Source organism: Actinoplanes solisilvae (assembly GCF_003999975.1).
Taxonomy (GTDB): Bacteria; Actinomycetota; Actinomycetes; order Mycobacteriales; family Micromonosporaceae; genus Actinoplanes; species Actinoplanes solisilvae.
This window is the reverse complement of the sequence record NZ_RJAC01000006.1, coordinates 339,724-364,157: the sequence shown is the minus strand read 5'-3', so window position 1 is coordinate 364,157 and position 24,434 is coordinate 339,724. Positions and strand designations below refer to the sequence as shown.

23 protein-coding genes, 1 tRNA gene and 2 pseudogenes are annotated in these 24,434 nt (G+C 68.9%); 12 read left to right on the top strand and 14 right to left on the bottom strand.

Features of this window, described 5'->3' with window-relative positions:
* The first annotated feature begins 13 nt into the window (after nt 1–13).
* Complete coding sequence (locus EER30_RS19350; protein WP_127501878.1) at nt 14–1,762, top strand: amylo-alpha-1,6-glucosidase; 1,749 nt, start codon at nt 14–16, stop codon at nt 1,760–1,762.
* A gap of 136 nt (nt 1,763–1,898) precedes the next feature.
* Here EER30_RS19350 and EER30_RS19345 read toward each other — a convergent pair whose 3' ends face one another.
* Nucleotides 1,899–3,113 (bottom strand): DUF418 domain-containing protein, encoded by a 1,215-nt coding sequence (locus tag EER30_RS19345; protein ID WP_205650293.1) that lies wholly within the window; start codon nt 3,111–3,113, stop codon nt 1,899–1,901.
* Between the two features lie 144 nt (nt 3,114–3,257).
* Here EER30_RS19345 and EER30_RS19340 point away from each other — a divergent pair, with 144 nt between their 5' ends.
* Nucleotides 3,258–3,923, top strand: coding sequence for a TetR/AcrR family transcriptional regulator (locus tag EER30_RS19340; RefSeq protein WP_240670147.1), 666 nt, complete (start codon nt 3,258–3,260; stop codon nt 3,921–3,923).
* 293 nt (nt 3,924–4,216) lie between these two features.
* Here the strand turns inward: EER30_RS19340 and EER30_RS19335 are convergent, their stop codons facing one another.
* The 7 genes from EER30_RS19335 to EER30_RS19305 all read right to left on the bottom strand — a co-directional run bounded on the left by EER30_RS19335 (nt 4,217) and on the right by EER30_RS19305 (nt 11,871).
* Nucleotides 4,217–7,027 carry an AfsR/SARP family transcriptional regulator gene (locus EER30_RS19335; protein ID WP_127501876.1) on the bottom strand — a complete coding sequence of 937 codons (2,811 nt, stop codon included), beginning with the start codon at nt 7,025–7,027 and terminating at the stop codon, nt 4,217–4,219.
* An 84-nt stretch (nt 7,028–7,111) separates the two neighbouring features.
* Nucleotides 7,112–7,621 (bottom strand): hypothetical protein, encoded by a 510-nt coding sequence (locus tag EER30_RS19330; protein ID WP_127501875.1) that lies wholly within the window; start codon nt 7,619–7,621, stop codon nt 7,112–7,114.
* 118 nt (nt 7,622–7,739) lie between these two features.
* Nucleotides 7,740–9,272 carry a hypothetical protein gene (locus EER30_RS19325; RefSeq protein ID WP_127501874.1) on the bottom strand — a complete coding sequence of 511 codons (1,533 nt, stop codon included), beginning with the start codon at nt 9,270–9,272 and terminating at the stop codon, nt 7,740–7,742.
* Nucleotides 9,269–9,529, bottom strand: coding sequence for a hypothetical protein (locus tag EER30_RS19320; RefSeq protein ID WP_127501873.1), 261 nt, complete (start codon nt 9,527–9,529; stop codon nt 9,269–9,271). The genes EER30_RS19325 and EER30_RS19320 overlap by 4 nt, the downstream gene beginning before the upstream one ends.
* Nucleotides 9,526–10,317: an ABC transporter ATP-binding protein gene (locus EER30_RS19315; protein ID WP_164842382.1), complete on the bottom strand. Its 792-nt coding sequence runs from the start codon at nt 10,315–10,317 to the stop codon at nt 9,526–9,528. Before EER30_RS19315 ends, EER30_RS19320 begins: the two co-directional genes overlap by 4 nt.
* 43 nt (nt 10,318–10,360) lie before the next feature.
* On the bottom strand, nt 10,361–10,678 hold the full coding sequence (locus tag EER30_RS19310; protein ID WP_127501871.1) for a hypothetical protein: 318 nt from the start codon (nt 10,676–10,678) through the stop codon (nt 10,361–10,363).
* Nucleotides 10,679–10,959: 281 nt separating this feature from the next.
* Nucleotides 10,960–11,871 carry a response regulator transcription factor gene (locus EER30_RS19305; RefSeq protein WP_127501870.1) on the bottom strand — a complete coding sequence of 304 codons (912 nt, stop codon included), beginning with the start codon at nt 11,869–11,871 and terminating at the stop codon, nt 10,960–10,962.
* A gap of 95 nt (nt 11,872–11,966) precedes the next feature.
* On the opposite strand from EER30_RS19305, the pseudogene EER30_RS19300 reads away from it, so the two are divergent.
* A pseudogene (locus EER30_RS19300) lies at nt 11,967–12,505 on the top strand (helix-turn-helix domain-containing protein); the annotation flags it as partial.
* A gap of 434 nt (nt 12,506–12,939) precedes the next feature.
* Here EER30_RS19300 and EER30_RS19295 read toward each other — a convergent pair.
* Both EER30_RS19295 and EER30_RS19290 read right to left on the bottom strand, forming a co-directional pair.
* Nucleotides 12,940–13,386, bottom strand: coding sequence for a hypothetical protein (locus tag EER30_RS19295; protein ID WP_127501869.1), 447 nt, complete (start codon nt 13,384–13,386; stop codon nt 12,940–12,942).
* Between the two features lie 78 nt (nt 13,387–13,464).
* Entirely contained in the window at nt 13,465–14,682 is a 1,218-nt protein-coding gene (locus EER30_RS19290) for a chymotrypsin family serine protease (RefSeq protein ID WP_127501868.1), read from the bottom strand.
* A gap of 351 nt (nt 14,683–15,033) precedes the next feature.
* On the opposite strand from EER30_RS19290, the pseudogene EER30_RS48735 reads away from it, so the two are divergent.
* From EER30_RS48735 to EER30_RS19270, 3 genes and pseudogenes are all read left to right on the top strand, one after another.
* Nucleotides 15,034–15,803 (top strand): annotated as a pseudogene (locus EER30_RS48735) (IS3 family transposase); the annotation flags it as partial.
* Between the two features lie 498 nt (nt 15,804–16,301).
* On the top strand, nt 16,302–16,688 hold the full coding sequence (locus EER30_RS19275; RefSeq protein ID WP_164842380.1) for a phage integrase central domain-containing protein: 387 nt from the start codon (nt 16,302–16,304) through the stop codon (nt 16,686–16,688).
* On the top strand, nt 16,658–17,236 hold the full coding sequence (locus tag EER30_RS19270; RefSeq protein WP_127501864.1) for a site-specific integrase: 579 nt from the start codon (nt 16,658–16,660) through the stop codon (nt 17,234–17,236). Before EER30_RS19275 ends, EER30_RS19270 begins: the two co-directional genes overlap by 31 nt.
* Nucleotides 17,237–17,520: 284 nt before the next feature.
* Here the strand turns inward: EER30_RS19270 and EER30_RS19265 are convergent.
* Nucleotides 17,521–17,592 (bottom strand) — tRNA-Val (locus tag EER30_RS19265).
* A gap of 50 nt (nt 17,593–17,642) precedes the next feature.
* Nucleotides 17,643–18,044: a TIGR02611 family protein gene (locus tag EER30_RS19260; RefSeq protein WP_127501863.1), complete on the bottom strand. Its 402-nt coding sequence runs from the start codon at nt 18,042–18,044 to the stop codon at nt 17,643–17,645.
* A 276-nt stretch (nt 18,045–18,320) separates the two neighbouring features.
* On the opposite strand from EER30_RS19260, the gene EER30_RS19255 reads away from it, so the two are divergent.
* The 4 genes from EER30_RS19255 to EER30_RS19240 all read left to right on the top strand — a co-directional run bounded on the left by EER30_RS19255 (nt 18,321) and on the right by EER30_RS19240 (nt 20,553).
* The gene (locus EER30_RS19255) at nt 18,321–18,752 is read left to right on the top strand and encodes an SsgA family sporulation/cell division regulator (RefSeq protein ID WP_020514863.1); all 432 of its coding nucleotides are present in this window, start codon (nt 18,321–18,323) and stop codon (nt 18,750–18,752) included.
* 186 nt (nt 18,753–18,938) lie between these two features.
* Nucleotides 18,939–19,787 (top strand): helix-turn-helix domain-containing protein, encoded by an 849-nt coding sequence (locus tag EER30_RS19250; protein ID WP_127501862.1) that lies wholly within the window; start codon nt 18,939–18,941, stop codon nt 19,785–19,787.
* 65 nt (nt 19,788–19,852) lie between these two features.
* Nucleotides 19,853–20,308: an RrF2 family transcriptional regulator gene (locus EER30_RS19245; protein ID WP_127501861.1), complete on the top strand. Its 456-nt coding sequence runs from the start codon at nt 19,853–19,855 to the stop codon at nt 20,306–20,308.
* A gap of 65 nt (nt 20,309–20,373) precedes the next feature.
* Complete coding sequence (locus EER30_RS19240; protein ID WP_127501860.1) at nt 20,374–20,553, top strand: DUF4236 domain-containing protein; 180 nt, start codon at nt 20,374–20,376, stop codon at nt 20,551–20,553.
* On the opposite strand, the gene EER30_RS19235 is transcribed toward EER30_RS19240, so the two are convergent.
* Nucleotides 20,554–21,447, bottom strand: a complete 894-nt coding sequence (locus tag EER30_RS19235; protein ID WP_127501859.1) for a hypothetical protein — start codon at nt 21,445–21,447, stop codon at nt 20,554–20,556.
* Between the two features lie 251 nt (nt 21,448–21,698).
* Here EER30_RS19235 and EER30_RS19230 point away from each other — a divergent pair, with 251 nt between their 5' ends.
* Nucleotides 21,699–23,228, top strand: a complete 1,530-nt coding sequence (locus tag EER30_RS19230; protein WP_240670143.1) for a fibronectin type III domain-containing protein — start codon at nt 21,699–21,701, stop codon at nt 23,226–23,228.
* A gap of 85 nt (nt 23,229–23,313) precedes the next feature.
* Nucleotides 23,314–23,817, top strand: coding sequence for a peptide-methionine (S)-S-oxide reductase MsrA (gene msrA / locus EER30_RS19225; protein ID WP_127501858.1), 504 nt, complete (start codon nt 23,314–23,316; stop codon nt 23,815–23,817).
* An 80-nt stretch (nt 23,818–23,897) separates the two neighbouring features.
* Here the strand turns inward: msrA and EER30_RS19220 are convergent, their stop codons facing one another.
* Entirely contained in the window at nt 23,898–24,404 is a 507-nt protein-coding gene (locus tag EER30_RS19220; protein WP_127501857.1) for a hypothetical protein, read from the bottom strand.
* Nucleotides 24,405–24,434 lie beyond the last annotated feature (30 nt).

The following is a 24,434-nucleotide window of genomic DNA, read 5'->3' as shown; positions in this document are numbered from 1 at the left end:
AGGCATCCCGTCCGTGATCACGACCTTCTCCGTCCAGGACATCCCGTTCAGCTATCCGGGGTCCTGGTTCGACATCTCCCCGGTCATCGCGGAGAAGACCTACGCCGCCGACCTGCACCTGGTCTCGCACCAGTCCGGCATGCACCCGGTCCTGCGCTTCGAGCCCCGGCACGCCGACGGCCGGGTCGAGGCCCGGGTCGTCGCCGGCCCGGCGAAGTTGCAGTGGGAACATCCCGCCGGCGAGATCGAGGCGGTCTACGAGACCGCCGACACGATCCGCCTGCGGGGCACCGGTCTCGGCCTGCGCATCGCGGCGGCGGCGTCCACGCTGACGCCGTTCTCCGGCACCTACCTCTACCGGGACCCGCGCGCCGCGTCGTACGTGTTCACCTCCTACGAGACCGGACGGCGCTACCGGCTCACCGTGCTCGGCGACAGCTCGCCCACCGCGTCCGGAACCGAATCGCTCGGCGCCGGCGACCGCCATATCGACCTGCCCGGCGGCCCAGCCTGGGAGGTGGTCATCGAGGAATACGCGACCAGCCGCGACCCGTACCACTCCACAGCGTCATTCGACGACGTGGCGCGGAACACCGCCGACACGTTCGGCCGGTACCTCCAGGCCGTCGCCCCGTGGCGCGACGCCCGGACACCCGCCGCGGAACTGGCCACCTATGTGCTGTGGTCGGCCACCGTGGCGCCTGGCGGATTCTTCCACCGCCCCGCCGTCCTGATGTCCAAACACTGGATGGACAAGGTCTGGAGCTGGGACCACTGCTTCAACGCGATGGCGCTCGCCGCCGGCGATCCGGACCTGGCCTGGGACCAATTCCACATCCCGTTCGACCACCAGGACCCGACCGGCGCCCTGCCGGACTCCGTCGCCCACTCCGAGGTCCTCTACAACTTCGTCAAACCACCCATCCACGGCTGGGCACTCGGCCACCTGCGGCGGCGCCTCCCGACACCACTCGACCGCGACCAGCTCACCGAGACCTACCGGAGGCTGAGCCACTGGACCACATTCTGGCTCACCCAGCGCCGCGCGCCCGGCCACCCGCTCCCCCACTACCAGCACGGCAACGACAGCGGCTGGGACAACGCGACCACCTTCGACGCTGGACGCCTGCTGGAAACCGCCGACCTCACCACCTTCCTGATCATGCAAGTGCGGGAGCTGAGCACCCTCGCCGCCGAACTAGGCGACACCGACGCGGCCGCGAACTGGGAAGCAACCGCCGAGCAGCTGCGGACCGCGCTGCTGACGACCCTGTGGGACGGCAACCGGTTCCTGGCCCGCAACCCTGAGACGGGCGAGACGTCGAGCAGTACGAGCCTGCTCGCGCTCATGCCGATCGCCCTCGGCGCCGACCTCCCGGCCGAGATCCGTACGACCCTGGCCACCTGCCTCAAGGCCCATCTCACCCCGTACGGCCTGGCGACCGAGCCGCTCGACTCCCCCCGTTACGCCGACGACGGCTACTGGCGCGGGCCGATCTGGGCGCCCGCCACCCTGCTGATCGAGGACGGCCTGCGCCGGGCCGGCCTCGACGACCTCGCCGACGACATCAGCGGCCGGTTCCGCGAACTCTGCGAAACGTCCGGCTTCGCCGAGAACTTCAACGCCGCGACCGGAGCGGGTCTGCGCGACCGTGCCTACACCTGGACGGCCGCCGTCTATCTGATCCTCGCCGCAGCCCACCAGGATCGCCAAAGTGGTCATGGTCCGGGGCGCGTCAGGGCCGGAACGTCTCCTGAATAACCTGATCCAGCGGCTGTCCTGGCCGCTGCTCCGTTCGAGGGCGTCCGCGGCCACCTCGGCCACGCGGCGCGCCGAGGTGGCTTGCGGATCGGGCTGTGCGAGCGGAACCGGTTGCGCGGCGTTTGCGGGTGGTGGTCTACCGGATGCTCGGCTCGCGCAGCGGGGTGGTTCGACGAGCGGTGTACGTCAGCCGACGAAGCAGTTGCTCGGCCGGTCCGCGCCATCCAACCCGGCGCATCTGCTCGGCCAGCAGCACGGTTGTCAGCCAGGTGCCGATTGCCAGCGCTGATGCTCCGGCGTCGCCGAGCCGCCCGCCCAGTCCAAGGGTGAACGGTGCGAAGAGCGCCACGAATGCGACGGATTGGAGCAGATAGCAGGTGAGCGACCGCTGCCCGCAGGCGGCGAGCGCGGTGGTCACCCGTCCTGGCGCGTCGGCGACGCGGTGCGCGACGAGGCCGGCCAATGCGGCGTAGGCGAGCCCGCCGGCGATGCCGGTCACGCTGTGCACCGCATATGCCAGCACTGCGGTACCCGTCGTCCAATCCGTCCAGAGCCGTGAGTCGATCAGTGCCAGCGGGGTACCGCCGAGGATCGTGATGGCGATTCCGGCCGTTGCGACCCGTGCCAGCAGGACTCGATGCCGGCCCGGTTCGTCGAGTAGCCGGCGCCGGGCCGCCCAGATACCGAGCAGGAACGGGGTAACGATGTCGAGGGCCAGCATCGGTCCGAGTCCGGCCCAGACTGCCAACCGCTGGCCGACCGCCTCGATCGGTGACTCGACGCTGGTGGGCAGCGGCGGCGACCCCTCAGCGATGAGGGCCCAGGCCGGCACCATGGCAATCGCGGCGAACACCAGGATCCACAAGCCGGCTACCCAGAGCAGCACCCGGTCGCGGGCCCGCACCATGCCTGCGAGGATCAGCGCCAGCAGCCCGTAGGTGGCCAGGATGTCGCCGAAGAACAACAGCAGCGCGTGGGCGAAACCGAACGCGATCAGCCAGCGGCTGCGGCGGCGCAATAGGCGCCGTACGTCCGGCCATCCGGCTCCGGCCGCGAGTTGCCTGTTGGCTAGCTGGACCAGTCCGTAGCCGAAGAGCGCGGCGAACATCGGCAGCGCGCGGGCGTCGACCATCAGCACCTGAAGGGCGGCGACGACGCGGTCGATCGGGTCGCCGGTCAGGTCGTAGCCGCGAAAGCCGGTGGGGTGGCCGTAGAGGTACATGTGTGCGTGGGCCAACGCGATGAGCAGCAGCATCGCCCCGCGGGCAAGGTCGGAGGCGAGCGATCTGGCGGGCAGGCTGACGGCGGTGCCGAGCGGACCGGCGGCGGGCTCGTTGACAAGTTTGGACACCTGACACCCCATTTCGGAGTTGGACCTTGATTGAGGCGCGGCAGAATGGCCTGAGGCCCGGCGGCACACCGGTCGATTAGCTACGCAAGCGTATCTAACCTTGCGAACCTAAGCTACGCAAGCGTTTCTTAGAGTGGAGCGGTCTTGGACGAGAAGCCACAGGTTCTGACACCGCGACGCTCGCGGCGACGGGGAGACGACCTGGTCCAGGCCGTCTACGCCGCAGTGCTCGCCGAGGTGGCCGAGCTGGGGGTCGGCGGGCTCACCATGGAGGGCATAGCCAAGCGCGCGGCGACCGCCAAAACGTCGTTGTACCGGCGCTGGCCGTCGCCGCGAGAGCTGTTGCTGGACGCGCTGTACGAGGCGCATCCCCAGGAGCTGCCGTCGCCGGGCGCCGACGACCTGCGCGGCGACTTGATCCAAGCGCTGGAGCAGCTCGTCGGTTGGATGGTCGCACCGGCCGGGATTGCCGTCATGGCCGTCATGGCCGAACGGCAACGCCATCCGGACCTGGTCGAGGCGCTGTACGACCGCGTCTTCGACGCCCGTGGCGGCACCTTCACCTACACGGTGCTCCGCCATTACGCCGCGCAGGGACAGATCGACCCTGACCTGATAACGCCGGTGGTGCGCGACATCGGGGAGGCCCTGGTGTTCAAGCACGTCACGGACACCGACGAGTTGCCGGATGACGAGAAGCTCGCCGCGATCGTCGATCAGGCGATCCTGCCGGCGATCGGCATCCCGCCCGCCCGCAAACCATGGTCGCCGACGCCGGACGGCGACCCCACGCAACCCTCGACGAATTGACGTCGACGATCACTCAGCTGAAGGGATGCTGTTTGCCCGCCTGGTCAGGCAAGGGGCTGCGATCGCCCGGCTGCTGGTACGGCTCCAAAGCGAGCCCGAACGACCAAGCGCAGTCCGAATAGATGTCCGGCTTGGTCGACGCACTCTCGTCGGATCCGCGCGTCGGCCGGATTGCCTTCGTCACATTCGGGTGCGGAACACGGCGCGCACGTCGGCCAGGTTGACGACCATGCGAGCGAACCCGCAGTCCGCACCCCCTCGCCGTGCGCCGCCGCTCCAGGCCGGAACTCGACTCAGGGCAGCCGTTCGAGACGGCGGCGAGCGTCCTCGGCTGCCTGGTCGTCCAGTTCCTCGTAGATCTGCGCCGCTCGCTGCCATGCGGATGCCGCACCGGGCCAGTCCGCCATGGCTTCTCGCGTTTCGCCCAGCCGGATCAGTGTTTCCGCCTCGTGGTAGCGATCCGCGGAGTCGCGGAACAGCTGAATCGCCTGTTCGTAGCAGCTCAGCGCCCGGCCGTGGTCGCCAAGGCGGTCGTACGCGAAGCCGAGACTGTCCAGCGTCGCCGCCTGACCGTTGCGGTCGCCGCTGCGTTGCTGATGGCCGAGTGCCTCGGTGCAGCTCGCGATGGCCTGGGCATAGTCGCCCGTGCTGGCGTGCAACCAGCCGATCGCGTTCAGCGTCCGGGCTTCCCCGGATTCGTTGCCGGCCAGCCGGTAGAGTCGCAGCGCTTCGCGGCCGTGCGCGAGTGCCTCGTCGAACCGTCCGTCCAGGTAGCAGAGCTCGCAATAGTTGTGCAGGGTCTGCGCCTGGCCGGTCGGATCGCCGAGGCGTTCGTGCAGCTGGAGGGCACGCCTCAGCCGATGCTCGGCGGTGTCGTGCCGGCCGAGCCGGGTGAACGCACGGGCCAGCAGCCGGTTGGTGACGGCCTGCCCGGCGATGTCGTCGATCTTCTCCGCGGCCTCGAGCGCGACCTGCTGGGTGGCGAGTTGCTCCTGCCATAGACCTCGCGGCGCGAGGAAGGTGTTCAATGTCCAGGCAATCTGCCAGGCGTACGCCTCGAATCCTGTCTCGGCGGCTTGGGGAATCAGCCGGAGCAGCACGTGCTGCTCGGCCGTGAACCAGGCGAGCGCGGTGTCGTGATCGGTCGGTGGCCGGCCCACATGGGTCGGCAGCGGTGACACCGGTTCGATGGGCGGCCATTGCGGCTGGAGCAGCAGGGCGGCGGGATAGGCGCCGTGCAGGTAATGGTCGTAGAGCCGGTGCCGGGCAGCCACCCGCTCATCGGCGTGTTCTGACGATTCGGCCAGCTCGGCCGCATAGCCTCGGAGGAGATCGTGGAAGGCGTACCGGCCCGGCACGTATTCGGTCAACAGGTGATGCCGGGTCAGCTCACGCAGCGGCGGCACGACAGCCGGTACGGACACTCCGGCGACTGCGGCGGCGGTGTCGGCGGTCAGGTCGGGGCCGGGATGCAGCCCCAGCAATCTGAACAGTCGAGCTGAATCCTGGCTCAGAGCCAGGTATGACCATGAGAAGACGCGTCGGGCGTCCCCGTTGGACAGTACGTCCAGTCTCCCCTCGTCCGCGTGCAGCTCGGCGGCGAAGGCGTCGAGGGGGAACGAGGGGTGCGTGGCGATGCGGGCCGCCACCATCGACAGGGCGAGCGGAAGACGGCCGGTAGCGTCGATGATGCCGGCGACCGCGGCCGGCTCGGCGACGAGCCGGTGCGAGCCGAGCCGACCGGCCAACAGGCTCATCGACTCGTCCTGGGTGAGCACGTCCAGCGTCAGGGGCACGGCGCCTTCCGCCGCCACCAGGCCACTGAGCCGATCGCGGCTGGTCACCACGACCACGCACCGGCCGGCACCGGGCAACAGGGGGCGTACCTGGGCGGCGTCGCGGGCGTTGTCGAGCACCACGAGCATCCGGAGGGAGGCCAGCAGGCCGCGGTAGAGCCCGGTCCGGGCCTCCATGCTGGACGGAATCCGGGCGTGCGGCACGCCGAGCACCTCGAGGAAGCCGAGGAGAGCGTCGGCCGGGGAGACCAGGTCAGCTTCGTCGTAGCCGCGAAGGTTCGCGTAGAGCCGGCCGTCCGGGAAATGCCCGGCCACCCGGTGCGCCCAGTGCAGCGCCAACGCGGTCTTGCCGACCCCGGCCATGCCGGACACCGCGGAGATGACCACCGTGGTCGGCCGTTGCGTCCCGTCGTCAAGGAGGGCGTCAAGGCCGGCGAGTTCGGCGCTGCGGCCGACGAATCCCGGCACCGCGAGCGGCAGTTGCTCGGGACGCCCACCGATTGGGTCCGGCAGTGCGGCGTCGCGTACTGGTTCGCGCGGCCCACTCGCCGATCCCTCGGCCAGGCTCGGGCGGTGGTGCAGGATGTCGTTGTGCAACTGCGTCAGATGCGGCGTCGGGTCCAGACCGGTGTGTTCGGCCAGCATCTGCCGGGCCTGCCGGAAGGCGTCCAATGCGCCGGACACGTCGCCCGTGCGATACAGGCCGAGCATCAGCTGACCCCAAGCCCGTTGCCGCAGCGGATGCCGGTCGAGAAGCGTACGCAACCGTTGGACCACCTCGGCCGCCGAGCCGAGCGCCAACATCGCCTCGGCGTAGTCCTCCTCGGCGACCAATCGCCGCTCCTCCACCTGCCCGGCCCGCCGGGCCAGCAGGGGAGGCAACGGCAGATCGGACAGCGGCGCCCCACGCCACATGCCGAGGGCAGCTGCGAACCTGTTCGCGGCCTGTGCCGCGTCGCCGGCGGCCAGCGCGTCCCGCCCCTGGGCGGCAGCCGCGTCGAACCGGTCCAGATCCCGCTCGTCCGGCCCCACCCGCAGCCGGTAGCCGCCGGCCGCGGCGGAAATCCCCTCCCACGACTCGCCACCGCCCAACGACTGCCGCAACCCCCGCACATAGGTACGCAGGTTCGCCGCCGCCGACCGGGGCGAGTCGTCGGCCCACAGGACCGCGGCCAACTCGTCGTTGCGGACTATCTCATTCGGCCGCAACAGCAGGGCCGCCATCAACAGACGCTGCTTCACCGAACCCAACGGTATCGGCCGGCCCTCGCGGTAGACCAGCAGCGGACCAAGAAGTTCGAAGCTCATCAACACCCATCCATTTGTATCGGACGGGCGCTGCTACCCGGCACGGCTCCAGGCTCGGCGTACTGTGACCGGCTGGGACCGGTCTCAGACCCGCTGCGTTGCGGGTGCGCCCGCCCGCCAGAGGCGGACAAGGCTCCAGGCGTCCCCGACGGGGATCAGCAGCGACGCGGGATGTGACCAGGCCACGACGCCGGTCCAGATCATGGCGGCGATCGGGACGGCGCCGCCGGACAACTGGATTGCGGCGATCACCGCCGCCCAGACGACCGCCGGGAACAACGGCCCGGCGAGTATCACGAGCGCCTCCCGCCAGCGCTGTCGCAGTGGGGGCCGATGTACGCCGGCGCCGCGACTGTCCACCACGATGTTCGCGGGAACAGGGGCGTCCGGCGTGTCCGGAATGACGTCCGCATATCGTGCCGTCGGCGCCAGCAGGCGCAGCGCCAGCACGTGCCCGGCCTCGTGTACGACGAGGCCGGCCCAGATCAGCAGGACCGAGCCGGCCAGGACGGTCGCGAGGGTCCATCCGGCGAGCACCGACACGAGGGTGAGCGCCGACGCGGGCCCGAGGAGCGGCAAGAAGTAAAGCGCCATCTCACGCCCGACCACAAGGACTGCCCGTGGGCCGGATCGGGGCAACAGCGCGGTCCTGCTCCGAGGCCGCCCGGTGCCCCGCCGTCCGCCGGTCACCGGCCGGGAGAACTCGGGCAGCCTAGACATGCGCGATCTGTGGCCGGGTCAGGCGCGCCATCAGGAAGTACGCCGACAGGCAGAGCGCCGCCAGGCCTACCTGCCCGAGGACGGCCATCTCGGGCAGCAGCCGGCCGACGGTCCAGAGCCCGCCGAGGTAGACGATGCCGGCGAGCCCCACCGACAGCCCGACGCTGAGCGGTTGTTCCGTGCTGTACGGGACGAGCAGTCCCGCGACCATCGCAGCGGACCAGGCGGGCAGTGCCTGCACGAACAGCAACGGCACCTCGGCCCAGCCGATCAGTTGCGAGGAGGCCGCGAGCCCGGCGCCCGGCAGCGCGAGGAGAGCGGCCACGGCGAGGCAGACGGTCGCCTTCGGCCTCGCCCAGGCGGCCGGACGGGCCAGCAGATGCATGCTCAGCCAGTGGGTCGCCCGGGTATGCCCGTACGACTGCACCGCGGCCATGAAGAACGGCAGTAAGAGCGGAACCGCCAGAGCGGGCAGGAACGACGACCGGGTCGCCAGCCAGGCAACCAGGACCGCGGCGAACACCGTACCGGTGAAGACCACGACGGCGAGATACTGCGGCGCGCGGACCAGCATGACCAACTCGTACCAGGCCTGGGCCGCCGGACGGCTACCCGGGACGCGGTACCCGGCGAACAGCCGGGACGGCGCTGGATCAGGGTCCGCCGGAAGCCGTCCGACCAGCAGCACGAACAACGTCAGGCCGAACACGCACCAGAGGAGGAGGTGCCCGCCGGAAGCGATCCCGCCGTCCGCCGCGGCGGCAAGAAGGCGGTGTGGCAGCCAGGCCGTACCGTCGCCACGCAGTTCCAGCGCCGGGGCGGCGACGGCGACCGCCACGCCGGTGAAACCGCCTGCGGCCAGGGCATGATGTTGCGGTACGCGCAGCCGTTGCACCTGCGGCACGACGAAGTTGAACAGGAGGACCGTCAGCGGGAGCTGACCGAGCACCAGCAGCAGGGCGGCCGGGATCGCCGCCGCGAGGCCACCGCGGGACGCGTCCGCCAGCATGGTCACGGTCGGCGCGGCGAGCGAGGCCACCGCCACGAACGACACCCCGAGTATCGGAAGCTGCATCGCGACTGCGGTCAGCCGACGGCTGACCGGGAGCAACCCGAGCACGTTGCTGAGCGACGTGCGGCGGGGGGCGAGCATCTGGAAGAAGATCGTCACCAGGCTGCCGAGGGCCCAGACCAGAGAAGCGGCCAGGGTGCGGATCCGGGCGAGCCCCTCCGGCGACAGATCCTTCGTCGGCAGCGCCGGCAGGACCGTGGTGAGTAGGAGACTTCCGGCCACCATCACGGCGAACGCCGCCAGCCCGAACAGGGCGACCGTAGCCCGGGAGACGCCGAGAGAACGGGTCGTGTCGCGAACCCAGAGCCGGCCCGCGACGGCCGCGATGCTGCCCAGGACCGAGGCCGAGCGACGCAGGCCGCCCGGCCGGGAACGCGGGTGGGTGGCACCGGTCACCCGCGACGTGGCCCGGCTCGGATCCGCCGCGGCCGGCGCCTCCCGCAGCAGCCTCATCCCGCGGCCTTCCGGCGCAGTCCGACGAGCAGTCCCACCAGGCCGCCGCACAGCACCAGTCCCAGGTTTCCCAGCAGGTCGGGCGCGACCACGAACTCGAAACCGCCCTCGACCTTCCGCACGCCACCTTCCCAGAGCAGCGGAACGGAGTAGACGCCGTCCTGGTAGAGGCCGAGCCCGAATGTTGCCGCGCCCACCAGCACGGCGGCGAGGAACCCGGTGACTCCCCCGCCCACGGCGAGCATTACCGCCTTCATGACCGCTCCCACCCTTCCTTCATCATGGTGTCAAGGACTTGCGCCCGTTCGGCTTGTTGTGCTTCCAGGCCGGTGGTCACGAGGAACGCCTCCTCCAGGGTGTCCACGGAGTAACGGTGCTGGAGCTGAGCCGGCGAGCCTTCGGCCACCACGGCGCCGGCGTGCAGGATCGTGACGCGATCACAGTCCCGCTGCGCCCGTAACATGTCGTGCGTCGCGATCAGGACCGCCCCGCCGTGTCCGGCGTACGAGGTGATGAGCTTGCGCAGCGTCACGGCGGCGTCCGGGTCGAGCCCCCGGAAGGGCTCGTCCAGGATCAGCAGGTCAGGGAAGTGCATGACCGCCGCGATGACCTGGAGCTTGCGCTTCATGCCGTGCGAGTACTCGGCGATCTGCCGGCCGAGATCCTCGGCGAGGCCGAAGGCCCACGCGAGGTCGGCGGCGGTCACCGAGTCGTCCCGGCCCCGCAGCCGATCGTGAAAGTCGAGATACTCCTGGCCGGTGAGCGAGGCTGGCATCGGCAGGTCGTCGGGGGCCATCCCTAGGAAGTCGCGCGACTTCTTGTCCTGCACCGGCACTCCGTTGAGCAGCACCTCGCCCGCGTCCGGGGCGAGCAGGCCGGTGACGAGGTGGAGGCAGGTGGTCTTGCCCGAACCGTTCGGCCCTAGCACCCCGTGCACCTCGCCACGCGTGAGCGCGAAGGACACCTCATCGAGTGCGGTGCGGTGTCCGTACCGCTTGGTCAATCCGGACACGGCCAGGACCGGTTCCGGCTCGGGAAGAGACATCTGCAACTCCACCTCGCATCTCATCAACCGCGATCAGCCATCGTCACTGCGTGCACTTGAACCTGAGCTCTGCGTGACGGGGCCTGGGGTAGCTCACGCTGAGGCCGCCGTCGAAGCTCCCGCCCCGGCCCACGCAGTAGGCGTACGCCCAAGCCAGAAGCCCGACCGCGAGCAGCACCACGAGAAGGACCGCGACGACGATCCAGACCGCGCTGTCCCGGCGGTCGTAGCAGAACTGCGCCAGCCGGCCGGTCCCAGCCACCGGCGCCCAAGCCAGCGTGTCCACGACCGCGACCGCCGTCCGTTCCGACAAACCCGTCCGCTCTCGGGCCGCCGGAGCGACCTCCGCCAACATCGACATCTATGTCTCCTCAAGGGTCTGGAGTGAGAGGCCGTTACCGGTGGCGGCGTGGTGTCGCCGCCGCCGCGCCCCCCGCTCGGCTTGGCAGTTACGCTAGGCAGACCGGCTGTTCGGGGCCTCATCCCCAGGGCTGAGAAGAGATTCCCGGCGCGATCGGTCCACCGCGGTAGGCTTTGACGCGCTCTTCAAGGGTCTGGGCCCTCCGCAAGGGTCTGGTGTGGAGGAGCGTCAGCGGTGGCGGCGTGGTGTCGCCGCCACCGCGCCGGATCCCGGACGTTCGGTCAGATCCCGGCAGGCGTCGTCGAGGGCCGGTCGGACCCGCTGTCGCCGAGCCACGACTGGTAGAACAACGCGGTCAACTGGTGGCGATTGGCGCAGCCGGTCTTCCGTAGACTCGCCCGGATGTGCGTTCGCACCGTGGTCTGTTCGAGGTGCATCCGGTCGGCGATGTCCTTGTTGGACAGGCCCTGAACCACGAGACGGACGACGTCGCGCTCGCCCGGCGTTAGGTTGACCGACGCCAGGTGGCGGGTTGTTCCGCCGGCCGGGTCGCCTCGCCGGTCGAAGACCGCCTGGCTGACCCATCGGCCGCCGCGGGCGACCGCCTCGACCGCGGCGCCGATCTCCTCGAGCGGACCTTGCGTGGGGATGATGCCATGCAGGTTGTCGTCGAGCAGCAACCATGGCACGTCCGTCGCCGACAGACCGTCGATGATCGCCACGATCCCCAGGCTCGCGGTGGGACAGGGCGACAGACTCCGCCGATGCCGCACCGCCATCCCCGCCGGCCCGGCGGAGAACCGCACGATCCACACGTCCACGGCGGCGCCGAGGTCCCATCGCTCGCCGTTCCCGACAAGCCGCAGGCGCAGTCTCGGCAGCAACGGTTGCGCGTCCAGATACCGGGCGATCGCGACTCGGTCCTGAGGTTCGGCCATGACGCCGACCGTGAGGCTCTGGCGGTTCCCCGCTGCCGTGCCGTTAGCCGCGAACCCAGACATCCGGTCCCTCCCCCGCAAGCCGACCGACAAGAACCGAGCCGCCTGTCGAGCGGCCCAGGTATGCCCGACTTCAACACCGGCCGGGCGAGTGATCTCGCCGCTGAAATCAACACAATGTAGAGCCGGTGCCGCACAGGACGCGTACAAGGCGCGTACAACGTCGGACTGGAACACCGGCTCGAAAATTGCCAATGGCGTGACGACATGCCCTCGGCGACTCGCCGGAATCAGCAGTTTTCATAAATTGACAGGCGCTTGAAAATGGCTCTTCGAAGTTGAGCGGGGTGCGCGTCAAGGGCTGGGTGCTTACCCGGCCGCGGGATCTGCCGGTGGCCGGGCGCGATACCCGGTTGCGGTGGCGTAAACGGCGCTGGCATTGCGACCAGCCCGGATGCCCGCGTAAGTCGTTCACCGAACAGGTTACGCAGGTCCCGGCCCGGGCCCGGATCACCGCCCGGCTGCGCCAGGCCGCCGGCGCGGCGGTCGCCGACGGCAACCGCACGATCGTGCAGGCCGCCCGTGACCTGGGTATGTCCTGGCCGATCGTCGCGGCGGCATTCACCGCGCACGCCGCCAAGGTGTTGCCGGCCGAACCCGAGCCGGTGACTGTGCTGGGCATCGACGAGGTCCGCCGCGGCAAACCCTGCTGGAGCTTCGACAAGTCACCCAGTCGTGGACCACGACCGTCGACCGGTGGCACGTCGGGTTCTGCGATCTCGGCGGCGGGCAAGGACTACTCGCCCAGGTCGAAGGCCGCACCAGCAAGGCGGTGACCGACTGGCTCACCCAACGCCCCGCCGCCTGGCGCGCACAGGCCCACGCCGTCGACCCCGCTTAACTTCGAAGAGCCGCGAAACGGGCAACGCAACGGCGGACCTAAGACTTGGTCCTTACCCTGGGAGCAGAAAAGCTCCCAAATATTGGGAGCCATCTACGAGAAGGTCGGCGGGCAGCCGCCTGACCTGCGGAAATATGTGGGCGATACTGGGATCGAACCAGTGACCTCTCCGGTGTGAAAAACGGAGCACCTGCAACCCTCTGACCTGCGACTTTGCGAACGACCTGCGCGAACGCGTTGCAGTTCGAAGCAGCTCCGCGCTGTTGAACGCGGTTCAGCGTAGTTGAAAGCACCCCGCTGCTCCCATTCTGCTCCCTTGGCTTCATCCATTGCCGTGACGCAGATATAGGCGCCAGGGCCGAAGTTCCTCCGTCTCACCGGCCCAGCATGCCTTCACTGGGGTCGGCCTACCGCTCGTCGGGTCAGTGCTTCAACAGGTCGGCGGTGTAGCGGTAAAGGTCGTGGGCGCCGTATCGGACGACCCCATCGTGGTGGGCGGAGCCGCATGGTCCAGTATCCAGGCGGATGATCGTTGCGGTGCCGCCAGCCCGCAGGATCAGGTCGATCGGAGATCCTCCGGCTGCACCGGCGCACATCGGTGACGGTGGCGCCGTGGGGAGGGCGTTGATCCGGTTCACGATCTCGGTGGACGTCCGGTCGTTGAGGACTCGGAACGAGGTCCGCCCCGTCGCGGGCGGGCATAGCTGCACCATGTGGTACTGGACGTCCGGGACCAGCGGACCAGTCCCGGACTGAACCGGTGGCTGGGCGGAGGGCGGCGACGGGCACTGGGCGTTTCCCCGCTCGACCTCGGGCAGGCTGCTGGACCACGGTGCCCACGCGAGCAGCGCCGCGGGAACGGCTACCACGGCTGCCAGGCAGCCGACCAAAGCCGGTCGTCGGGAGGTGCGCCAACCTCTACCCGTCGCCATCTCCAGGCCGTTTCGTCAGTCGGTGGTGATCAAGGTGCCGCCGAAGGCGGACAGGATCCGCGGGGTTTCCGTCCAGTACACGTATTCGTAACCGTAATCGACTTCTTCGGCTGCGGCGCTGAGGATACCCCGGCTTTCGACGCTTCCGTCGGCTCGTGATGCGAGGACCGGCCCTCCGCTGTCGCCCTTGGCGCCTGCCACGCAACCGGAGCACCGGAAGCCCTCGACGCCGCGGCGGATCAGGCCGTCGTTATCTATCTCCCATTCCAGGTCGTCGATCGTCACGTTGATGCCGCAGATAGGCTCGATCACGGATGTCACGAAGCCACCATGGCACACGTACTGACCGGTGAAAGACCAGGCGGCTCCGCTGTAGCGGGCGTAAAGTTGGTCGGCGACCCAGACGGTCCGGTTGGTATTGGTCTCGATGCCGAGCGCGTCGTTGTAGATGTTGCGACGGTTTGCCACGCCGATGACGTCGTCACCACCGTCCTTGATGGTGTCGTTGAGGTCAAAGCAGTGGTCGGCCGTCATCAGCCACTCACGACCGCTGATGGCCATGCCAAAGGCCGACGTGCATTCGTACGTCCAGCCGAGTTGCGTCTTCTTCACGTAGGACCCGCCCCAATAGGGCGGCGAGTCGTCAAACCGTGAGATCGGAGCCGGCGCGGCCCGCCAGTCGACGTCCACCGGTACTCCCGCAGCGGCTTCTGCCACGGTAGCCACTGACGCTGCCGCAGTGGTGCGTATGACAGACGTCTTCTTGTTCAGGAGTACCGTCAAACCCTCGCCCTCGGGCCGGGCTGCGATGCCGATCACTTTGGCGCCGCTCGCTTGCAGGGTCTCCTTCTTTGCCCAGAGTGTGGCGCGTGCCTTCCACAACTCGGCCTTGGAGTACGCGGCCGGAACGGCCTGGACCTTCACAGACGCGCGTGTCTGGGCAGGCACCGACAGTAGCGCGGAATCCGTGAGCTTCTTCGCCGCTGCCGCGTCGGTCGAGTAGACCGTCACGGTACTGGTCGCAGCATCCACGCGCAGACCTGCGTACGACCCGGTGTAGTTCTTGAGTGCGAGCTCTCCGATAGCGCCCGCAACCTGATCAACCACCGGACTTGGTGGAAGTTTGGCCAGGGCGGCGTCCTTGTCGTCGGCCGCTGCCGGGTTGGCAGGCAACGCAGCGAGACAGGTCAGTAGGGCTGTGGTGAGGACGGCAATTCGACTTCGAACACGCAAGACGAACTCTCCCGTTAGTCGAAGATTGACGTGGTTCGCTCGTGACGCCGCGCTGCGCCACGGCGGATCCGGCGCACGCGATCTTGCCGGCAGCGAGATCGTATCGATGGTCCTTAATGGATTGTGGTCGTCGCCGTATCGTTCGCAGCATGTGGGACGTTGACCCCAGCTGCATTGACCGTTGTATGAATCGAGTGCTACTTCCGTATGGCCGCGGCCCAGCCTTGGCCGGCGGACGTGTGCGGCCGTCTACGGGGCACCTACGTGGCAGTCGGACACTGGGGACTGCCCCCGGGTCCGGTTGACTCCTGACCTGTGAGGACGCGAGTCCTCGCTGGGAGGATGTATCCCATGCCGAAAGCGTTCCCGCCGGAGTTTCGTCGTGATGTGGTCGCGGTCGCCCGTAAGGGCGAGGCGTCGGTCGCTCACGTCGCTAAAGACTTCGGGATCTCCGAGTCGTGTCTGCACCGCTGGTTGAAGATCGCTGACACCGACGACGGACTGCGCCCCGGCACGACCCCGAGCGAGTCGGCGGAGCTTCGTGAGCTACGCAAACGCAACAAAGCTGCTCGAGCAGGAGAACGAGATCCTCGCCGGGCGGCGGCGTACTTCGCCAAGGAGATCTCCCCAAAATGATGTACCCGCTGGTCGACGACCTGGCCGCGGACGGGCTTCCGATCGCGGTGACCTGCCGGGTGCTGGGGTTCTCCAAGCAGGCCTACTACGCCTGGAAAGCTGATCCGGTCACCTCGCACGACCTCGACGACGCCTATCTGATCAACGCGGCGTTGGACATCCACGCCGACGACCCGGCGTTCGGGCACCGGTTCATCGCCGACGAGCTGCCCGCTCATGGCATCACGGCCGGGATCAACCGGGTGGCCCGGCTGTGCCGGCAGAACAGGATCTGGTCGGTGTTCGCCAAGAAACGCGGCCTGACCCGCAGGGCCGCGCCGCCGGTCCATGACGACCCGGTCCGCCGGCGTTTCACCGCCGATCGCCCGAACCAGGTGTGGCTGACCGACATCACCGAACACCACACCGGCGAGGGCAAGCTGTATCTGTGCGCGATCAAGGACGTGCACTCCGGGCGGATCGTCGGCTACTCGGTCGACAACCGCGAACCGCTCCCGGTTGACCCTGTCGGCAAGAACCCACCGGCCCCGGTTGAGTTCTCACAGCTCGTCGTCGGTCGACGTCTCTCGCCAGCCCACCCAGGAACGCCCATGCGGGTCACCGGCAGGAGGCTCCGGGCACGAGACAGCTGAGAGATCACGGGCATCCGCGCATCGTGTAGCCCCACGCAGGGCCATCGCTACGACCGATCGGCCAGCCCGTTCTGGAGCCGCAATTTCGCTGGCCGCGAAAGCAAGCCCGCCCTGCATCAAGGTCGTGCACACTCACCTGCGACCGCCCCCGGTGATGAGGCACAAGCTCGCTGACCGGAGGGCGTCATGGCATGGGTAGAAGACCGGGCAGGTTACTACCGAGTCCGGTACCGCCGAGCCGGTCACATCATCACCGACAGCACTCACACCGGCCCTGATGGCGCTCGTGCACGAGCCGCCCAACTGAACCACACCACACAGGAAATCCGGCAGCTCTACCCGGCTGCGCCGGTGCCCCGGCTGGACGAGTGGGTTTCCGTATGGCTGCCCGCGCACCTGGCCGCCGAGTCGACCATGGCCCGCCACCAGAGCCTGCTGCGGACTCACATCCTGCCCGCCTTCGGCGACCGACGCATCGACACCATCACCCGCCAAGACGTCAAAGCCTTCGCCCGCGACCTGTCGACCCATCTGTCCGACAGCAGCGTGCGGCACACCGTCACCCTGCTCGGGCAACTACTCCGCGAAGCCGTCGCCGACCATCTCATCTACTTCGACCCGATCGCCCGGCTGCGCCTACGCAAAACTCCCCCGCGAGCCGCGCCCCTTTCGCCACCGCCACCCAGGTCCGGAAGATCGCCGCCCGCATGCCCAACCCCACCACCCGCACCCTGGTGATCACCGCCGCCTACACCGGGATGCGCATCAGCGAACTGTTCGCACTCACCCGAGACAACCTGCACCTCGCTGACGGCGCCATCCACGTCTCCGCGACCGTGGGGGCACTGCACGAAGTAGCCGGCCACCAACTACCCGGCCCACCCAAAACCCCCGCCGCGGTCCGCGACATCGCCCTGCCACCGTTCCTGATCGACGGCCTCGAACAACTCCTGCGCACCCACCCGTACGACACCGTCTTCTGCTCCCCCGCCGGCCGATGGCTCTGGCGCACCGACTACAACAACCGCCACTGGCGCCCCGCCTGCGACGGCGACCCACGCCGACACTGGCCGCCCATCGTCACCGGCATGCACTTTCACGACCTGCGGCACACGCATCGCACGTGGCTCGACGAGGACCACGCCCCCGAAATAGCCGCAGCCCACCGGCTCGGCCACGCCATCCCCGGCATCCGCGGCGTCTACGCCCACGTCACACCCACCATGACCACCCGGCTCCTCGACGACCTACAAGCACGGTGGCTCGACAACGCCGGCTACTGGTGACCCCTCCGGACCAACAATCGTGAGTTCGCCCGGCAGTTGATCGCGATGTTGAACCCAAACCTTCGGAACATCCCGAGGGCTCCGGGTCGTCGCGCCGCAGCTCAGAGCAGCTGCGGCAAACGCAAAGTATCTTCGCTGGACCCACTCAGGTGACCTGGGGGAGACGTGCGACGTAACGGCGGACCTGGGACTTGGTCCTTACTCTGGGAGCAGAAAAGCTCCCACATAGTGGGAGCCATCTACAGGATGGTCGGCGGGCAACCTGCCTGACCTGCGGAAATACGTGGGCGATACTGGGATCGAACCAGTGACCTCTCCGGTGTGAACGGAGCGCTCTCCCGCTGAGCTAATCGCCCTCAACGGAGACTGACTGTACTAGACCGCCTGCCTCCGAAGCGAACAGGGGTCAGCCCAGGATCTGGCGGCCTTCGTCGATCAGGTCGATGCCGAGGCTGAAGCGCACCGAGAAGTACACGATGGCGCTCACGAAGACGAAGCTCACCAGGCCGACGACGCATTTCACGGGCCAGGACTGGCGGGCTATCCAGTGGGTCCAGGACTGCACGTGTCGTTTGGTGAACGCGAGCAGGTGTCGGGCCCAGGCGAACTCGATGGCCCAGATGGCCAGGCCGAGGATCACGATCGCCCAGCCGGGGCCGGGGAACGGGATCAGCACTATGCCCACGGCGACGACGATGGCGCCGAGGGTGGCGACGGAGATTTTGAGCGCGAGGCGGCCGGTCGGGTTGGCGCGGATCTTGTCCAGCACACCCGACGGCGCCCGATCTTGGTCAGGTTTCGCTGTCATTTCATCCCCCAGTGTCCCGGAGCCCCGTCACTACCCGGGAGGAATGGACGTTACCGGAGTAAGTCAACTGCTGGACCACCCGACGCCGGGCGGAACCGAGTACTTGGGCAGAACAGGACAAGATATCGCTTTATGTCTTGTGCGAAAGGGTTTTCGGAATCGTCTTCCCACTACTGGGTGAGATCAGCGTATGGCGGAGCGTAACGACAGGGATCACCTGAGTATGGGAAACGCGGGGTTCACCAGCCTCGCAGCGGTGCCGGGGGGAGTTCGTCCATGAGTACCATTCGTCCAACGACCGTCGAGGTCGAGACCTCGCTGCGGCTCGTAGCGCCTGACGCCACGGCACTGCCCGTGCGCGCCAGTCTGCGTTACGACCCAGCCGACCCGTACGCGGTCCATGTGTTGTTCCACGCAGAATCAGCCGGTGGGGAAGCCGTGAGCTGGTCCTTTGCGCGGGAACTGCTCGTGACCGGGCTTGATGAGCCCGCGGGCATCGGGGACGTCCGGGTGTGGCCGTGGGCCACACCGCGGGGCGACTTCGTTGCTCTCGCTTTGTCGTCTCCGGACGGCAATGCACTGTTCGAGGTCCCTCGCAGCGTTCTTGTCCGTTTTCTTCGCCGCACCTATGTGGTTGTGCCGCGCGGCAGGGAATCCGAACATCTGGACGTCGATGCGGCGGTCAATCGGTTGCTGGCCGGCCGATAACGTACGAATTGCGACGGGAGCGACTCGCGCGGACTCTGCCGGTCCGCACGGGTCGCTTTTCCGTATAAAGAACTTAAGGCTCATAACTGGACATTGAGTCCCAGAAATCACGGCCCGCGATGCCCATTCGTACAAGGTGTGTTTTAGGCCGTGCATCCCTGGTCAAGGCCGGTTACCGTCGGCGCGATGTCCACTACAGCTTTGCGGCCCGAAACCGCGATCACGTTCCGCCCGCCCGGCTGGGCGGGCGTCGGCACCTGTGGGCTGGACGCGACCTCCGCGCAGCCGCCGAGCCGGCTTCCATACCACATCCTGCTGCTCGCCACGGCGGGCCACGGCACGGTCGAGGTCGACTTCTTCGGGCAGACCTGCCGGCCGGGCACGCTGCTGTGGATCCGGCCGGGCCAGGCGCTGCGGATCGGTCGTAACGGGCTGATCGCCTCGGTGGTCACCTTCGACCAGCGGCTGGCCGGCGACGACGAGCCGCTGCGCAACCACTGGCAGCTGCGCGGCGAGGACGAGGACGCGGTCATCAACGAGTTCTCGCAGCTCGCCGTCGACTGCGAGCGGCACTCGCCGGGGCCGGTCGCCGCCGAGCTGCTGCGTCATCAGCTCCGCGTGCTGCTGCTGCGGATCGCCCTGATGACCTCCGTGGCGCCGCCCGGCCCGGAGAGCCAGACGTACGGCCGGTTCCGGGCCCTGCTCGAGGACGGGCACCAGCACAGCCGCCGCGTCGAGGATTATGCCGACGAGTTGGGCTGCTCAGTCCGTACGCTCACTCGGGCCTGCCTCGGAGCCACAGGGCGCACCGCGAAGCAGGTGGTCGACGACCGGGTCGCCCTGGAAGCGCGCCGACTGCTCGCGTGCACGCCGCTGTCGGTCGCCGAAGTGGGCCGCCACCTGGGCTTTCCCGAGCCGACGAACTTCGGGCGCTTCTTCCACCGCGAGGTCGGCATGAGCCCGGGACAATTCCGCGCCGAGGCTTCCGGCGAGCCGCGCGGCATCATCCCCGCACAGCGACAGGCCACTGACTGACGGTAATTCCCACATTCCGGTGGGGTATGTGGGGCTCGATGGCGGCGAGGGGGCATGATGAATACGTGCAGATCTCCGCGCGCGGCGACTATGCGGTCCGGGCCGCCCTCAGCCTGGCGAGGGCCTACCCGGCATTGATGTCCGCCCAAGCCATCGCCCAAGATCAGGAAATGCCTCGCAAGTTCCTCGAGGCGGTGCTGGCCGACCTGCGCCGCGCCGGGGTCGTGCGGGCCCAGCGTGGCGCGGAGGGCGGCTACACGCTGTCACAGCCACCACGCGATGTGACGATCGGTCAGATCCTGCGGGCGGTCGACGGGCCGCTGGCCGGCGTGCGCGGCCTCCGCCCGGAAGAGACCCGATACACCGGCGCGGCCGAAAACCTGCCCAACCTGTGGGTCGCCGTTCGTGCCGCGGTGCGTGAGGTGGTCGACGAGGTCAATCTGGCCGAGCTGATCAGCGGGCGCATGCCGGCGCACGTCCGCAAGCTGACCACCCGCCCCGACGCGTGGCAGCCGCGCTGACGTTTGCCGATTCGTACATTCGGGAATCGAACGCCCATCCGAACGACCTTTGGAGGGACGTCCCGATGGGCCTCGTTTTCCGCAAGCGCAAGAAGTTCGGCCCGTTGATCCTGAACTTCACCGAGAACGGCTACTCCTCGTGGGGGCTCAAGATCGGCCGCTGGTCCTGGAACTCGCGCACCCGCGCGCACCGCTACGACCTGCCCGGCCCGTTCTCGTGGAAGCAGGACAAGAGCCGCTCGTAGTCACGCGGAGATGACGACGTCCCCGCCGAGCCGTCCGTGCGACGGCTCGCGGGTGACCGTCCCCGCATCGATCAGCGTGTGCAGCACCCGCGTGGCGTCGGCGGCCCGATAGACGGTCTCGGTCAGGGCGAACGTGCGCAGCTCGGTCACCGTGGCCGCACCGGCCCGCGACAGATGGGCGAGCAGTTCGCGCTTCAGCGGGCCGGGGTGCGGCGTCAGCGAGATGTCGATGAGGTGCCGGTCAGGGTCGCCCGGGTCGCGGTAGCGTACGCCCGCGAACTCGTCGACCGACCACAGCGCCTCCTTGAACGCCTCCAGGCTCTTGCCGCCCGTCGCGCCGAACGCCAGCAGCTCCCCCGGCTCGTCCGACACGGCCAGCTCGACCTGGGTGAACAGCGGCCACGCGTCACGATAGGGCTCGGCGCTCGCCCCGGGCGGCAGCACCACGATCACCTCGGTGGGCTTACCGGCGGTCAGGGCGGCCACAGTGGCCGGATCCGGCGCTACCGCGTTCGCAGCGTCCAGAAACCCCAGCACGGGTACGCGTTGAGCTCCGATCGCCTTCAGGCCCACCGGCAGCCGCCCGTCCGTCCCGCCCGAGATCGTGTGCACGGCCAGTCCGGCGCCCGCCTCCTGCTGGATCACGCGCAGCCGGGCCCCGAGCGCGTCGACGTCGTCGCCGGTGGCCAGCATCGTGAGCTCGCGACCTCGTACGACATCGGTCTGCTCGGCCAGCACCCGGAGCGCGGCCTCGGCCGCCGCGCCGCCGTCAGCATCGGCGTACCCGTGGGCGTAGACGACCCGCCGGGCGCGGTGCAGGGCCGCGGGCGCCCAGGCCTCGAGGTAGCGGACCAGCAGTTCCCGCTTGACGGTGGCGATCGCGTCGTGAGACATGGACGAGTTCAGTGCCCTTCGGGTCCTGCGTGGCAGCTCAGACCACCTTGGTCGGCATCATTCTAGTGGCGGGGCAGGAGCATCGACGACGCAATGCCCGGGCCCGCGAGGAAACGGCGGGCCACGTAGCAGGAAGCGATCGCTGCCCCGGAGAACGGGTGGGTTCTACAGTGTCCGGATTGCGCGGGTCAACCGGCAGTTCGCGGCTGTGGACTTGTACCTACAGTGTTCAGACGAGCACTATGGGGCACATGGCCCCTCCTCCGCTCGCCGAACTCACCGCGCGCGCCCAGACGCTCTCGTCTGCCGGCGATCTTGCCGGTGCGCGCCGCGTGCTGGCCAATGTGCTCGATCCGGCCGATGCCGCCGACCCGCGCCGGGCCTCGCCCGACCTCGCTCTAGCGGCCGCCCTGCACGCCCGCATCCTCATCGCGCTCGGCGACAACGAGGGCGCCCGTTTCTGGGCCGAGTACGCCCACGCCGCCGAGGAACGCCTGCACGGCCCGCATCACGACCGTACGGTCGCCGCGGCGGCCACCCATGCGGCGGTGCTGCAGCGCGTCGGACACTACAGCCGCGCCGCCCAGGTCTATCGCCAGCTCGTGGGCGACCTCGCCGAGATCGACGGCGCCGATTCCCCGCGCGTGCTCGCGGCCGAGGCCGACCTGGCCACCGCCGAGCACGCGGCCGGTCACTGCACGGCGGCCCGGTCGCGTCTCTCGGCCGCCTGGCGCCGTCACGTGCGGCGATACGGCGACGCGTCGGCCCCCGGCATCAAGATGCTGGCCCGCCTGGGCGCGATGGAACGCGAGTGCGGCCGCGCCTCCGAGTCGCGTGATCACCTACTCAAGGCGCAGGAGCTGTCCGCCCGTTACCTGCCGGCCGACCACCCTCTCGTACGGCAGATGGACGCTCTCATCGCCGCCGCGCCCTCGGGCAAGCACGTCTGCGGGCGCGTGGAGCAGTCCGAAGCGCCGGGCGTGACGACGGTGGGCGCTCCGGGCGTACGCCCTGTGCCGTTTCCTCGGCGGCCCACGGTGCCCGATGAAGATCCGTCGCGGCCGCCGCCCGACAACCGGCCCACCGACCCGAACGGCACCGTCTATCAGCAGCCGCTCTACCTGGCCGACGTGCATCAGGCCCCGGGTGACCTGACCGGCCGGCACGCTCGCGCCGACACCCCGCCGCCGATTCCGGGCCAGCGCGCCCCCGACTACGGCCCCGACGGCCGGCCGCAGCCGATCGGGTCGGCGCCCGCGAGCACGTTCGCGCTGCCGCCGAACACCGAGCGCCGCCTGCCCCAGCTCACCGACACCGGCCCCGAGGCCCCACCGCGCCGTCGTCAGCCGTTCCTGCTGGCAGCCGTACTTGTTGCCGGGGTGGCCGCCGCTGTCGCCGTCGTGGCGCTGACGCTGCCGGACGCGAACGGTGAGGAGACGCCACCACCGCCCGCCGCCGTGCCGTCCGCCCCAGCCGCCTCGGTTGCGCCCACGACCGCCCCGCCCAAGGCCGACCCGGGCGCCCCCACCAACGTGCGCCTGCGGGACAGCCGCGACAGCGTCGCGCTCCAGTGGACGTACCCGAAAGACTCTGAAGGCCCGATTTTGATCTCGGGTGGGCGCGCGGGCCAGCCGCAGAAGCCGTTCCAGCAGCTCGCGGCGGGTAGCAGTGACTACGTCGTCTACGGCCTGAACGAGAAGCTGAACTACTGCTTCACGATCGCGGTAGCCTATTCGAGCAGCAATATCGCCCGTTCGACCCTGGTTTGCACCAAACGTTAACGGGTGACCGAGGTGACAGTGGCCACGGCCGCGCCGGTGGGTAGCGTTGGTAGGCGGCTTTTTACCGACGAACGAGGTGAGCGGCATGACCACGGAGAAGGCGATTCTCGCCGGTGGATGTTTCTGGGGGATGCAGGATCTGATCCGCAAGCAGCCCGGCGTGGTCTCGACGCGGGTCGGTTACACCGGCGGCAACGTGGCCAACGCGACCTACTACAACCACGCGGGCCACGCGGAGTCGATCGAGATCGAGTACGACCCCGCGAAGACGTCGTACCGGAACCTGCTGGAGTTCTTCTTCCAGATCCACGACCCGACGACCAAGAACCGTCAGGGCAACGACATCGGCGACAGCTACCGGTCGGCGATCTTCTACGAGAACGACGACCAGAAGAGCGTCGCCGAGGACACGATCGCCGACGTCGACGCGAGCGGCCTGTGGCCCGGCAAGGTCGTCACCGAGGTGACCGCGGCCGGCCCGTTCTGGGAGGCCGAGCCCGAGCACCAGGACTACCTCGAGCGCTTCCCCGACGGCTACACCTGCCACTTCCCGCGTCCCGACTGGAAGCTGCCCCGCCGCGCGCGGTAAATGACATCCGGCTGGGAGGGTCCGGCCCTCCCAGCGCGGGTCCAGCTTCCGACATATCTCCCATATTGGCCCTGACCGTGCTACCCGGGTTCCCATCCTCCGGCCGCGGCGATGACGGCCGCGGCGCCGACCGCCGCGTCGCGGACGACCGGGTCGGGGTCGTCGAGGCGGGTGGAGACGGCGGTGGACAGGTCCGGGAGGATCTCGCGGACCTTGCGGAACGTGGACGTGGGGTATTCCATCGGCGAATAGCCGGCCAGGTCGACGAAGTCGCGCTCCCTGGCCTCGCTGACCGCGTCGGCCACGGTCGCCAGCCAGGACAGCAAGGCGGCTCGCAGGGGACGGCCCCGCAGCTCGACGTCGCCGGTTCGGGGGTCGTCCAGGAGCGCGGCCACGTAGCGGGCGGCCGGCACGGCGGCCGAATAGACGTTCGGATATTCGATCAGCTCGTGCGTGAGGTGGAAGAGCGCGGCCGCCGGATCGGCGGTCAACCCGGAAAGCCGAGCGGGGGTCTCGGGGCCGGCCGGGCCGTTCCTGTTCTCGACGGCGGACCAGTCGGTCTCCGCAAGGATCTCTCCGGGATTCACCCGCTCATTGTGCCCCCTGAAGGGCAACGG

Excerpts from the sequence above, each read along its gene's own strand:
- EER30_RS19270 (WP_127501864.1), top strand. The coding sequence starts at position 16,658 with ATGCCCAACCCCACCACCCGCACCCTGGTGATCACCGCCGCCTACACC.
- EER30_RS19310 (WP_127501871.1), bottom strand. The coding sequence starts at position 10,678 with ATGTCGATGTTGGCGGAGGTCGCTCCGGCGGCCCGAGAGCGGACGGGT.
- EER30_RS19230 (WP_240670143.1), top strand. The coding sequence starts at position 21,699 with ATGGCCCCTCCTCCGCTCGCCGAACTCACCGCGCGCGCCCAGACGCTC.
- EER30_RS19260 (WP_127501863.1), bottom strand. The coding sequence starts at position 18,044 with ATGACAGCGAAACCTGACCAAGATCGGGCGCCGTCGGGTGTGCTGGAC.
- EER30_RS19255 (WP_020514863.1), top strand. The coding sequence starts at position 18,321 with ATGAGTACCATTCGTCCAACGACCGTCGAGGTCGAGACCTCGCTGCGG.
- EER30_RS19235 (WP_127501859.1), bottom strand. The coding sequence starts at position 21,447 with ATGTCTCACGACGCGATCGCCACCGTCAAGCGGGAACTGCTGGTCCGC.
- EER30_RS19335 (WP_127501876.1), bottom strand. The coding sequence starts at position 7,027 with ATGAGCTTCGAACTTCTTGGTCCGCTGCTGGTCTACCGCGAGGGCCGG.
- EER30_RS19320 (WP_127501873.1), bottom strand. The coding sequence starts at position 9,529 with ATGAAGGCGGTAATGCTCGCCGTGGGCGGGGGAGTCACCGGGTTCCTC.
- EER30_RS19325 (WP_127501874.1), bottom strand. The coding sequence starts at position 9,272 with ATGAGGCTGCTGCGGGAGGCGCCGGCCGCGGCGGATCCGAGCCGGGCC.
- EER30_RS19315 (WP_164842382.1), bottom strand. The coding sequence starts at position 10,317 with ATGTCTCTTCCCGAGCCGGAACCGGTCCTGGCCGTGTCCGGATTGACC.
- EER30_RS19240 (WP_127501860.1), top strand. The coding sequence starts at position 20,374 with ATGGGCCTCGTTTTCCGCAAGCGCAAGAAGTTCGGCCCGTTGATCCTG.
- EER30_RS19330 (WP_127501875.1), bottom strand. The coding sequence starts at position 7,621 with ATGGCGCTTTACTTCTTGCCGCTCCTCGGGCCCGCGTCGGCGCTCACC.
- EER30_RS19250 (WP_127501862.1), top strand. The coding sequence starts at position 18,939 with ATGTCCACTACAGCTTTGCGGCCCGAAACCGCGATCACGTTCCGCCCG.
- msrA (WP_127501858.1), top strand. The coding sequence starts at position 23,314 with ATGACCACGGAGAAGGCGATTCTCGCCGGTGGATGTTTCTGGGGGATG.